We start from the raw sequence: 10,474 nt of genomic DNA on the forward strand, positions 1-10,474 counted from the left end.
GTTGCGCGATGTGTCCCCGGGCCGGGGCGGAAACAGCGTGTTACAAATCCGGCCGGCCGGACGGCTTCGAATGATCGCGCGGCCAGGGCATAAGTCCTGATCGAACTTCACGAAACTTGTCGATGCTCATGACGTCAACGCCCCATATCCTTCTCGTCGAGGACGACCGCGAGATCAGCGCCCTGATCGCCCGCTATCTCCGGGCGAACGAGTGCCGCGTGAGCCTTGCCGGAGACGGACGGGAGATGGACCGGCTCCTCTCGGATGCCCGCGTCGACCTGATCGTCCTCGACCTGATGCTGCCGGGCGAGGACGGCCTCAGCCTGTGCCGGCGCCTGCGCCAATCCTCGGCGGTGCCGATCCTGATGCTCACCGCCAAGGCCGAGGAGATCGACCGGATCATCGGCCTCGAACTCGGGGCCGACGATTACCTCGCCAAGCCCTTCAACCCGCGCGAGCTCCTGGCCCGGATCCGGGCGATCCTGCGGCGCGGCGCGGCGGCCGAGACGCCGGGCGACGACGGGGCGCGGCGCCTGCATTTCGCGGGCTGGACCCTCGACGTCTCGCTGCGGCAGGTGCTGAGCCCGGAGGGCGCGCGCATCGCCATCACGGGGGCGGAGTTCGACCTCCTGCATGCCCTCTGCCTGCGGCCCGGCCGCGTGCTCTCGCGCGATCAGCTCCTCGACCTGACGCAGGGCCGCGCCGCCGGGCCCTTCGAGCGCAGCATCGACGTGTTGGTGAGCCGCATCCGCCAGAAGATCGAGCGGGATTCGCGCAACCCCGAGATCATCCGCACCATCCGCTCGGGCGGTTACCTGTTCACGCCGGAGGTCGGCCGCTCATGATCCCGTCCCAATTCCCGAGACGCCTCCTGGCGCGGCTGCGCCCCCGCAGCGTGGCCGGGCAGATCGCGCTCCTCGTGGTCGCGGCGATCGTGGTGGCGCACGCGGTGGCGACCCTGGTCTTCGTCGTCCTGCGCGAGCCCTGGCGGCCGGACGACCATCCGGGCGTGGCGGCGAACCGCCTCGCCACGGTGGCGCGCCTTCTCGACGTGGCGGCGCCCGCCGAGCGAACAATACTCCTGCGCCACGCGGCCCAGACCCTGCCGGGCCTTCGCATCGCGCCCTGGGCCGGCGCCGCGGCCACCCCGGAGAGCAGCCTCGACGTCCACCCGGTGGTGCAGCGCCTGCGGGACGGTTTCGGCCAAGCCCTGGCGATCACGGAATTCGCCAAGGAGACCCCGCACGGCCCCTTACGCCTCGGCATCGTCACGCCGGGCGGCGCCACCTTCCAGGCGAGCCTTCCGGACGATCCGCTGCGCCCGCCCAAGCAGGGCGCCATCATCTTCACCTTCGTGTTCCTCGGGCTGACCCTGGCGCTGCTCTCGGTCTGGGCGACCCGGGCGCTCACGGCGCCGCTCGCGCGCCTCGCCGGCGCCGCCGAGGCCTTCGGGACCCGCAACGACCCGTTGCCCCTGCCCCAGCGGGGCCCCGAGGAGGTCCTGGCCGTCTCCCGCGCCCTCGACCGGATGCGCGAGCGGGTGCGCCGCCTCATCGACGACCGCACCCAGATGCTCGCCGCGATCAGCCACGACCTGCGCACACCGATCACGCGGCTGCGCCTGCGGGCGGAGTTCATCGAGGACGATCACGCCCGCACCATGACGCTGCGCGACCTCGATCAGATGAACGGGCTCGTGGAGGCGGCCCTCTCCTTCGTCCGCGACGGCCAGGGCAGCGCCGGCACGACCGCCCTCGTCGACCTCGCCTCGGTGGTACAGACGGTCTGCGACGGCTTCGGCGATATCGGCGCGGATGTGCGGGTGGCCCATAGCCGCCACGTTCTGGTGCGCGGGCGCCCCGACGAGTTGCAGCGGGCGATCACCAACCTCGTGGACAACGCCGTGAAATATGGCGGGGCGGCGGTGCTCAGCATGGAGGCCTGCCCCCGGGGCATCGCCGTCACGGTGCGCGATCCCGGCCCCGGCATCCCGGAGGCGGAGCGCGATGCCATGCTCCAGCCGTTCGTGCGCGGCGACCGCGCCCGGAACCTCAACGAGGCGAGCGGCTTCGGCCTCGGGCTCTCGATCGTGCTCGCCATCGTCGAGGCGCATCAGGGACGCCTCATCCTCGACAATCCTCCGGAAGGCGGCCTCTGCGCCCGGATCGAGCTGCCCCTGGCCGTGCAGGCCCCGCTCGCGCCGGTCCCCGGCAAGCCCGCGCTCCCGGCCCGGGCCGCCGCTTAGCGGGCGGGCGGCGATATCGTTCCCCGATGTTGCGGCCGAGGGCGGCAGACAATTCGGGAAACCCTGACCGGACGCGCGCGCAATGGCCCCTTAACCAAGATCCGCGCTCATGGAACCGGACCCGCGGCCGGGCGCAACCGGTGCCTCTCACGTGCAAGAGCCTGTCCATGAGTGCGATCTCCAGTTCGGCCGCCGCCCCGCTCTTCTCCACCCAGCGCCCACCGCCGCCCTCGGGCAGAAACCCGGTGGCGCGCGCCATCGGCGACGAGGTCTCATCGGGCGGCCTCAGCGCCGCCGACGGCACGGCCCTGACGAGCGCCTTGAAATCGATCGACGCGAGCCTCTTCGGGGATGCCACGACCGCGACCGGCGGCCCTGCGCGGTCCGGCGGAACGAGCAGCGGCGGAAGCGAGACCCGCCTCGACCCGTCCGCCGTCAAGGACCGGGTCGACAGCCTCATCGACGATCAGGTGACGAGCGGCAGCCTCACCAGCGCGCAGGCCGACACCCTGAAGCAGATCTTCGCGCAGAATGCCCCGGAGAACGCGCAGGACAGATCCGGCGAGGCGGACGCGGGGAAGGTCGGCGGAATCGGCGGGCACGGGCACCGGCCGCACGGGCCGCCGCCGACGGACCAGGCCGCGGCGAGCAGCGCGACCGACGCCACCGAGACCGGCACCGACGACCTGCTGACGAGCTTCATCCAGCAGCTGCAATCCGCGCAATCGAGCGCCTCGGGCTACGGCGCCAACGGGTCCGGCAGCTCCAGCCGGACCTCCGCGGCCCTGCTGTTCGATTTCCAGGCCTGAGGCCACGGGCCGCCCGGGGCGGTGCCGCCTGGGGCGGCCCGCAGCCCGGGGCGGCCCGCAGAGCGTCCGGAACCGTCAGAACTCCATGTCGAGTTCTTCGATCTCCTCCGGCTCGCGGGCGGCGGCCTCGCTCCATTCCCGCATCAGCGGCCAGGCCAGGATCAGGTCGCGGTAGGCGGCCGCCCGGGCCGGCAACGGCACGTCGTAGGTCTGGAAGCGCGTGCAGACGGGGGCGTACATCGCGTCGGCGAGCGTCGGGCCCTCGCCGAACAGGTAGGGACCGCCGTAGCGGCCGAGGCATTCGTCGAAGATCGCGGTGATCCGGTCGACGTCGCCCTTCGCGCCGTTGAAGATCCTGAAGTTCGGATGATGCGCCTTGAGGTTCATCGGCAGGGCCGAGCGCAGGTTGATGAAGCCGCCATGCATCTCGCCGGCGATCGAGCGGCAATGGGCGCGCGCCACCACGTCCTCGGGCAGGAAGCCGGCCTGCGGGTAGGTCTCGTTGAGATACTGCGCGATCGCGAGGGTATCCCAGACCACGACCGCGCCGTGGCTCAGGCGCGGCACCAGGAACGAGGGCGAGAGGTGCAGGAGCTCGGCCCGGGTCGAGGCGTCGGCGCCCGTCAGCACCTCCGTCTCGAAATCGAGCCCCGCCATCCGGCAGATCAGCCAGCCGCGCAGCGACCAGGAGGAGTAATTCCGGCTCGAGATCGTGAGCGTCGCCGCAGCCATCACCGGTCCTTCGAGGTCTCGTGTTCCTCAGCGCCGGGCTGATCCAAGACTCGTGCCGCACCGTGAGCCCGGCACGCGGATGATGCCCGAAAGGCGCAGGCCCTCAACAAGCGTGGCCTCGGTGGTCACACTGGCTTGACAGTACGAACCAGTCTGAAAGGTTGTCGGCTCAACAAAGTCGGTCCGGCCATTGGCACGGACCGTGCAACGAGGAAACGGGCATGCAGCAATACGACAGACCCGTGACCTCGTACTTTTGGCCGGTTGCGGCGCTTTCGCGCCCAACTCATCCTTAGCGCGCAATGAACATGCAGCGCACAGAGGCGTGGCTGCCTTCTCCTTCCGCCGTGAACGCCCCTGCTTTGGGCCGATCGCGCATGCGAGCCAGCCCCATGCTGTACGATGCCTTCGAGGTTCAGGCGGACCTCGCCGAGCAGACCCGGGCCTGGGGCCGGATCCTGCACGACGCCGTCTCGCCTTGGACCCAGGCGGGCTTCCGTGAGCCGGCGACCTGGTGGTCCGCCGGCGCCAGGATGATGATGCGGGCCGGGCTGACCTTCAGCCGCCCGCCCTACGGCATCGATTCAGTCCAGGTCGGCAACCGCAACGTGCCGGTCATCGAGGAGCCGGTCTTCGCGACGCCGTTCGGCACGCTCCTGCGCTTCCGCAAGGACATCGCCTCGGAACAGCCCAAGGTGCTGGTGGTGGCCCCCATGTCGGGGCACTTCGCCACGCTCCTGCGCGGCACGGTGCGCACCCTGTTGCCCGACCACGACGTCTACATCACGGATTGGCACAACGCCCGCGACGTGCCCCTCTCGGCCGGGCGCTTCGGCTTCGACGATTACGTCGATCATCTGGTCCAGTTCCTGGAGACGATGGGCGAGGGCTCGCACATCGTGGCGGTCTGCCAGCCCGCCGTGCAGGCCCTGGCCGCCGCGGCCGTGATGGCGCAGAGCCGCAACCCGGCGGCGCCCCGCAGCATGACCCTGATGGCGGGCCCGGTGGATTGCCGCATCAGCCCGACCTCGGTGAACCAGCTCGCCATCTCGAAGCCGATCGAGTGGTTCGAGCAGAACCTGATCGCCACGGTGCCGCGCCGGCACAAGGGCGCGGGCCGGCAGGTCTATCCCGGCTTCGTGCAGGTCTCGGCCTTCGTCTCGATGAATGCCAAGCGTCACATGCAGGGCCATGCCGACCTGTTCTGGCACCTCGCCAATGGCGAGACCGACAAGGCGCGGGCGATCGAGAACTTCTACGACGAGTATTTCGCCGTCCTCGATCTCGCGGCCGAGTTCTACCTCGAGACCGTGAAGATGGTCTTCCAGGATTACACGCTGGCCAAGAACGAGCTGACCTATCGGGGCAGCCCGCTGGACATGCGCGCCATCCGGCGCACCGCCCTGATGACGGTCGAGGGCGAGCGCGACGACATCTGCGCGGTGGGCCAGACCATGGCGGCCCATGACCTCTGCACCAGCCTGCCGCCCCACATGAAGAGCCACCACCTGCAGGCGGGCGTCGGCCATTACGGCGTGTTCTCGGGCCGCAAATGGGAGACGCAGACCTACCCGCTCGTGCGCAACTTCATCCAGTCGCACAGCTGAGTCCCGGGCGCAGCCCGGGGCGGGTGTGGCCTTCGGGCCGCGCTGGGCCGCCCCTCGTCCGCATCGCGCATTCCTCGCCCGAGCCCGGTTGGAACTCGCCCGCGCATCGTGTATGAGCTTGCCGCAGGTATCGTTTTACGCGCCGATTCGAGATTGTCCGATCGACGTCCCTCCTGGGAATTCCCCGGGCAAGGGGCGTTTGTCGGTTTCCCCGCAAGCGCTGGGGTTCGGAGTGGGCGCTGTTCGAAGATAGATCGTTCTAGAGGATCAAGACCGTTGCAGGTACTCGTTCGCGACAACAACGTCGATCAGGCGCTCCGCGTCCTCAAGAAGAAGATGCAGCGTGAGGGCATCTTCCGTGAGATGAAGCAGCGCAAGGCCTATGAGAAGCCCTCCGTGCGCAAGGCACGCGAGAAGGCCGAGGCCGTACGCCGCGCCCGCAAGCAGGCCCGCAAGACCGCGATCCGCGAGGGCCTGATCGCCGCCCCGAAGCCGAAGCCCCGTTTCGGCGCCGGCGGTCCCCGCCGCCCCGGCATGCCCTCCGCGAGCCCGGCTCCGTCGCAGGCTCCCGGCGCCGCCATCGCGTCGTAAGGGTCGGGCTGCCGCATCCGGCAGCCGTCCTGGCATGCAAAAAGGCCCGGTCGCCTCACGGCGGCGCGGGCCTTTTTGCATGGCGTCAGGCGGCGCGGGCCGCGTCCGTGGCGCGCTCGGCCTGAACCAGCACGTCGAAGGCGCGCCAGGGCTTCTGCATGAAGACCGCGTGCTCGGGCATGCGCGCATTGCGCCCCTCGTCGTAGCCCGAGGTGACGATCACCCGCACGTCGGGCCAGCGCTGCTCGACATTGCGGGCGAGCGAGATCCCGTCCATGGCGCCGGGCAGGCGGACATCGGCAAACAGCAGGGCGACGTTGACGTCGGCGCGCTCCAGGATCGCGATCGCCGCCTCGGCGCTCTCGCAGGCGATGACGTCGAGATCGGTCTCCTCGAGGACGGCCGCCGCAAGGTTGCGGATCGCGGCGTCGTCCTCCACCACGAGTGCGACGGGACAGTCGGGCAAAGCTTGGCCCATGGAGCCTCCTATATCCGGATGTGGGTGATGCCGTGAGGCCGCGGCCACGAATCGGGCCGCTACGCCGGCACCGATGCTGCGCCGGCCTGGGTCAACCGGCAAGAGTCCGGATCGGTCCCGTTATTCTGCCTGATTTTCGAGCAGATCCGCGCCGTGACGGCTTGGCCGCCTCAGAGGGCCCGGCTCAAGGCCCCCGTTCGCAGGGCGCCATAACTTGGCCATGCCCGGGCGCGATCTCCGGATACGCTCAAACTCTGAGCATGCTGCGGTGCATTAACGAACTGTTCACCGCGCAACCCTGAATGTTACAGTCTGAAGACGGCGGTGACCGCTCCGCGGAATACGGCTTGCTTGCGAGCTCCGGGAGTCCGGCCCGAACGTTTGCCTGGGGGTGTTTGTCAGCCATGTGCCGCTTCCTCGCCTATAGCGGTGATCCGGTCTTCCTGTCCGACCTCGTCTGCGCACCGACGCACTCGCTGGTGCATCAGTCGCTTCACGCGGCCGAGGCGAAGACCGAGACCAACGGCGACGGCTTCGGCATCGGCTGGTACGGCGACCGGCCGGATCCGGGCATCTACCGGGACGTCTCGCCCGCCTGGTCCGACGAGAACCTCGTCAATCTCTGCCAGCAGGTCCGCGCCCGCACCTTCTTCGCCCATGTGCGCGCCTCCACCGGCACCGCCACGACCCGGGCGAACTGCCACCCCTTCGTGCAGGGGCGGCTGATGTTCATGCATAACGGCCAGATCGGCGGGTACCACCGGATCAAGCGCCGGCTCGAGGCGCTGATCCCGGACGCGCTCTATGACGGGCGCCGGGGCACCACCGATTCCGAGGCGATCTTCCTCCTGGCGCTCGCCAACGGCGTCGTCGATAACCCGATCGGCGCCATGGCGGAGACGCTCGCCACCGTGCGCGAGCTGATGCAGGGCGCCGGCATCGCCGAGCCCCTGCGCTTCACCGCGCTGCTGACCGACGGCGACAGCCTGACGGCCTATCGCTGGGCCTGCGACGGGCGCCCGCCGAGCCTCTATTACCGCGAGACCGAGACCGGCCTGATCGTGGTCTCCGAGCCGATCGACGGCTGCCGCGAGGGCTGGCAGGTGGTGCCGAAGGGCGGCACCCTGCAGGCGCGGCGCGGCGAGCGCGCCGTGGTGCTCGGGGCGGACGCCATCGGCGAGCGCATCGCCGCCTGATCGGCGCGGGCCGGCGCAAGGCCCCATGTCCCGAACCGGGTTGCCGGCCGGGCCCGAAGGGCGGACAACCCCTGTGGCCGGCGATGGACGCCGGTACCGGCTGGACAGCCGGTCGAGCAGGGATGATCGCGCTTCATGTATCCGGATGTCGATCTGCACATCGCCGGCACGTGGTCGGCAGGTTCCGCGGGCGAGCGGTTGCCGGTCCTCAACCCCGCCACGGGCGAGACCATCGGGCAGCTCGCGGTGGCCACCCGGGAGGATCTCGACCGGGCCCTGGCGGCGGCCGAGCGGGGCTTCGCGCAATGGCGCCGGGTCCCGCCCATCGAGCGCTCCAAGATCCTGCGCCGGGCGGCCGACCTGCTGCGGGAGCGAGTCGAGGACATCGCCCGCCTCATGACGCTGGAGCAGGGCAAGCCCCTGGCCGAGGCGCGGGCCGAGACCCTGGTGGCCGCCGAGGTCACCGATTGGTTCGCGGAGGAAGGCAAGCGCACCTACGGGCGGGTCATCCCGGCCCGCCAGGACGGCGTGATGCAGTTCGTGGTGCGCGAGCCCATCGGGCCGGTCGCCTGCTTCACGCCCTGGAACTTCCCGATCAACCAGGCGGTGCGCAAGATCGCCGCCGCCCTCTGCACCGGCTGCTCGGTGATCCTGAAGGGCCCCGAGGACACGCCCGCCTCCTGCGCCGCCCTGGTGCGGGCCTATCGCGACGCGGGGGTGCCGGGCGACGCGCTCTCCCTGGTGTTCGGGGACCCGGCCGCGATCTCGTCCTACCTGATCCCGCACCCGGTCATCCGCAAGATCTCCTTCACGGGCTCGACGGTGGTGGGCAAGCAGCTCGCAGGGCTCGCGGGCCAGCACATGAAGCGGGTCACGATGGAGCTCGGCGGCCATGCCCCCGCGATCGTGTTCGGGGATGCGGATGTGGAGAAGGCGGTGTCGGTGCTCGCCGCCAACAAGTTCCGCAATGCCGGCCAGGTCTGCGTCGCCCCGACCCGCTTCCTCGTGCACGAGAGCGTGTTCGACCGCTTCGTGGACGGGTTCGTGGCCGCGGCCGAGGGCCTCAAGGTCGGCGACGGGCTCGACCCCGACACCCGGATGGGCCCGCTGATCCACGGGCGCCGGCTCGAGGCCATGGAGAGCCTGACGGCGGACGCGACCGCCGAGGGCGCGCGGCTGCGCACCGGCGGCAAGCGCATCGGCAACCGCGGCAACTTCTTCGAGCCGACGATCTTCACCGACGTGCCGCTCTCCGCCCGCCTCATGAACGAGGAGCCGTTCGGGCCGGTGGCGGCGGTCCAGCGCTTCACGGATGACGAGGCCGCCCTGACGGAGGCCAACCGCCTGCCCTACGGGCTCGCCGCCTACGCCTATACCCGCTCGGCCGAGCGCGCCGCCACGGTCGCGTCCCGGATCGAGAGCGGCATGCTCGGCATCAACCATCACGGCCTCGCGGTCCCGGAGACGCCCTTCGGCGGCGTCAAGGATTCGGGCTATGGCAGCGAGGGCGGCGCCGAGGCGCTCGAAGCCTACCTGGTCACCAAGTTCGTGAGCCAGGCGAGCGCCTGAGCCGGATCTGCCAGGGGCCGCCCGCGAGCGAGGGCGGCCCCTTGAGTTTGCGCCGCCTCAGCGGCGCAGGCTGGTGTTGGTGGGCGGCTCGCTCATCTGCTCCTTCTGGGCGCCGGAATCGGGCCGGGCCGGGCCGAGAACCGGCTCCTCGCCGAGGGGCTCGGCCTGGACGAAATGGTACTCGCCCTTGCCGTCGAGGGAGGGCCCCTGCGAGTAGCGGCCGGGCTGGACCGGCACGCCGTTCCGCTCGGTGCCGAAGAAGGCGTAGCTGAACTCCTTCGTCTCCTCGTTCTGGTCGAAGCTGTTGGGAACCGGCAGGCCCTCGGTGAGGCCGCCGAGCTCGTCGATGACCGCGAGCCATTGCTGCTGGTGCATGGTGTCGCGCGCGATCAGGAAGCGCCACATGTCCTGCATGCCCTTGTCGTGGGCCGCGTTGAACAGGCGCACCGCGAGCGTCCGGCCCGTCGCCTCGGCGGCGACGTTGGCGAACATGTCGCCCACGATGTTGCCGCTGGCATAGACGTGCGAGCAATCGAAGGGCACGCCGTCGCAATTGGCCGGGAAGGCCGCCATGCCGGTGGACAGGATGTGCCGGTGCAGCATGCCCTCGACCGCGTGGCGCGGGCGCTCGCCGCCGCCCATCACGGCATTCATCACCGGGTTCGAGGCCGCCGCCGTCTCCTGCAGGCTGGCCGGGGCGCCCTCGAGGTTGAGGGCGACCGCGGTGGCCAGCATCTCGATATGCCCGATCTCCTCCGTGGCGGTGTTGAGGAGAACGTCGCGGTACTTGGTGTTCGGGGCGCGGTTGCCCCAGCCCTGGAAGAAGTACTGCAGACAGACCCGGATCTCGCCCTCGATCCCGCCGATCGCCTGCTGCAACATGCGCGCGTAGACCGGGTCAGGGTTCTCGACCTTGACGGGATATTGCAGGCGCTTCTCGTGGAAATACATGAATTGTCGCCTCAGGCTGGTCACAGGACACGACGAACGGGGACTTGCACAGCCCCGTTGGTTCGCCCGCACACTAGGAGCCCGGCACAACCGTGATCATTAATTCAGGTAAAGCTTAACCATGATCATTCATGCTCAGATTGAAGATATATAATACTTTTGGCTCGGAACATTTATCGCGCGAATGCGATTAGAGCTGTTCCCGATCGCGTTGCGACGGGACCGTCGGCCGCGGCCGTGCCGAAGCGGGCGCGGATCCCCTCTCCCGTGCGGGAGAGGGACAGGGTGAGGGGTGC

General features: G+C 69.8%; 10 protein-coding genes. 7 read left to right on the plus strand and 3 right to left on the minus strand.

Going from position 1 to position 10,474, the window contains the following annotated elements; all coding sequences use genetic code 11:
• Positions 1–122 precede the first annotated feature (122 nt).
• The 3 genes from F6X53_RS20205 to F6X53_RS20215 all read left to right on the plus strand — a co-directional run bounded on the left by F6X53_RS20205 (position 123) and on the right by F6X53_RS20215 (position 3,054).
• Positions 123–845 (plus strand): response regulator, encoded by a 723-nt coding sequence (locus tag F6X53_RS20205; protein WP_151001982.1) that lies wholly within the window; start codon positions 123–125, stop codon positions 843–845.
• Complete coding sequence (locus F6X53_RS20210; RefSeq protein WP_151001983.1) at positions 842–2,245, plus strand: ATP-binding protein; 1,404 nt, start codon at positions 842–844, stop codon at positions 2,243–2,245. The genes F6X53_RS20205 and F6X53_RS20210 overlap by 4 nt, the downstream gene beginning before the upstream one ends.
• Before the next feature lie 167 nt (positions 2,246–2,412).
• The gene (locus F6X53_RS20215) at positions 2,413–3,054 is read left to right on the plus strand and encodes a hypothetical protein (RefSeq protein WP_151001984.1); all 642 of its coding nucleotides are present in this window, start codon (positions 2,413–2,415) and stop codon (positions 3,052–3,054) included.
• A 75-nt stretch (positions 3,055–3,129) separates the two neighbouring features.
• Here the strand turns inward: F6X53_RS20215 and F6X53_RS20220 are convergent, their stop codons facing one another.
• Entirely contained in the window at positions 3,130–3,786 is a 657-nt protein-coding gene (locus F6X53_RS20220) for a glutathione S-transferase family protein (RefSeq protein WP_151001985.1), read from the minus strand.
• A 392-nt stretch (positions 3,787–4,178) separates the two neighbouring features.
• Here F6X53_RS20220 and F6X53_RS20225 point away from each other — a divergent pair, with 392 nt between their 5' ends.
• Together F6X53_RS20225 and rpsU are read left to right on the plus strand one after the other, a co-directional pair.
• Positions 4,179–5,393, plus strand: a complete 1,215-nt coding sequence (locus tag F6X53_RS20225) for a polyhydroxyalkanoate depolymerase (protein WP_151001986.1) — start codon at positions 4,179–4,181, stop codon at positions 5,391–5,393.
• A gap of 276 nt (positions 5,394–5,669) precedes the next feature.
• Entirely contained in the window at positions 5,670–5,984 is a 315-nt protein-coding gene (rpsU, locus tag F6X53_RS20230) for a 30S ribosomal protein S21 (RefSeq protein ID WP_151001987.1), read from the plus strand.
• A gap of 85 nt (positions 5,985–6,069) precedes the next feature.
• On the opposite strand, the gene F6X53_RS20235 is transcribed toward rpsU, so the two are convergent.
• Complete coding sequence (locus F6X53_RS20235) at positions 6,070–6,462, minus strand: response regulator (protein ID WP_151001988.1); 393 nt, start codon at positions 6,460–6,462, stop codon at positions 6,070–6,072.
• A gap of 404 nt (positions 6,463–6,866) precedes the next feature.
• On the opposite strand from F6X53_RS20235, the gene F6X53_RS20240 reads away from it, so the two are divergent.
• Both F6X53_RS20240 and F6X53_RS20245 read left to right on the plus strand, forming a co-directional pair.
• On the plus strand, positions 6,867–7,658 hold the full coding sequence (locus tag F6X53_RS20240; protein WP_151001989.1) for a class II glutamine amidotransferase: 792 nt from the start codon (positions 6,867–6,869) through the stop codon (positions 7,656–7,658).
• A 135-nt stretch (positions 7,659–7,793) separates the two neighbouring features.
• Positions 7,794–9,227 carry an NAD-dependent succinate-semialdehyde dehydrogenase gene (locus tag F6X53_RS20245; protein WP_151001990.1) on the plus strand — a complete coding sequence of 478 codons (1,434 nt, stop codon included), beginning with the start codon at positions 7,794–7,796 and terminating at the stop codon, positions 9,225–9,227.
• Between the two features lie 57 nt (positions 9,228–9,284).
• On the opposite strand, the gene F6X53_RS20250 is transcribed toward F6X53_RS20245, so the two are convergent.
• Positions 9,285–10,178, minus strand: coding sequence for a manganese catalase family protein (locus F6X53_RS20250; protein ID WP_151001991.1), 894 nt, complete (start codon positions 10,176–10,178; stop codon positions 9,285–9,287).
• Positions 10,179–10,474: the final 296 nt, after the last annotated feature.

Source organism: Methylobacterium soli (genome assembly GCF_008806385.1).
GTDB lineage: Bacteria > Pseudomonadota > Alphaproteobacteria > Rhizobiales > Beijerinckiaceae > Methylobacterium > Methylobacterium soli.

Coding starts and splice junctions, on each gene's coding strand:
- F6X53_RS20205 (WP_151001982.1), top strand. CDS start 123: ATGCTCATGACGTCAACGCCCCATATCCTTCTCGTCGAGGACGACCGC.
- F6X53_RS20220 (WP_151001985.1), bottom strand. CDS start 3,786: ATGGCTGCGGCGACGCTCACGATCTCGAGCCGGAATTACTCCTCCTGG.
- F6X53_RS20225 (WP_151001986.1), top strand. CDS start 4,179: ATGCTGTACGATGCCTTCGAGGTTCAGGCGGACCTCGCCGAGCAGACC.
- F6X53_RS20215 (WP_151001984.1), top strand. CDS start 2,413: ATGAGTGCGATCTCCAGTTCGGCCGCCGCCCCGCTCTTCTCCACCCAG.
- F6X53_RS20210 (WP_151001983.1), top strand. CDS start 842: ATGATCCCGTCCCAATTCCCGAGACGCCTCCTGGCGCGGCTGCGCCCC.
- F6X53_RS20240 (WP_151001989.1), top strand. CDS start 6,867: ATGTGCCGCTTCCTCGCCTATAGCGGTGATCCGGTCTTCCTGTCCGAC.
- F6X53_RS20245 (WP_151001990.1), top strand. CDS start 7,794: ATGTATCCGGATGTCGATCTGCACATCGCCGGCACGTGGTCGGCAGGT.
- F6X53_RS20250 (WP_151001991.1), bottom strand. CDS start 10,178: ATGTATTTCCACGAGAAGCGCCTGCAATATCCCGTCAAGGTCGAGAAC.
- F6X53_RS20235 (WP_151001988.1), bottom strand. CDS start 6,462: ATGGGCCAAGCTTTGCCCGACTGTCCCGTCGCACTCGTGGTGGAGGAC.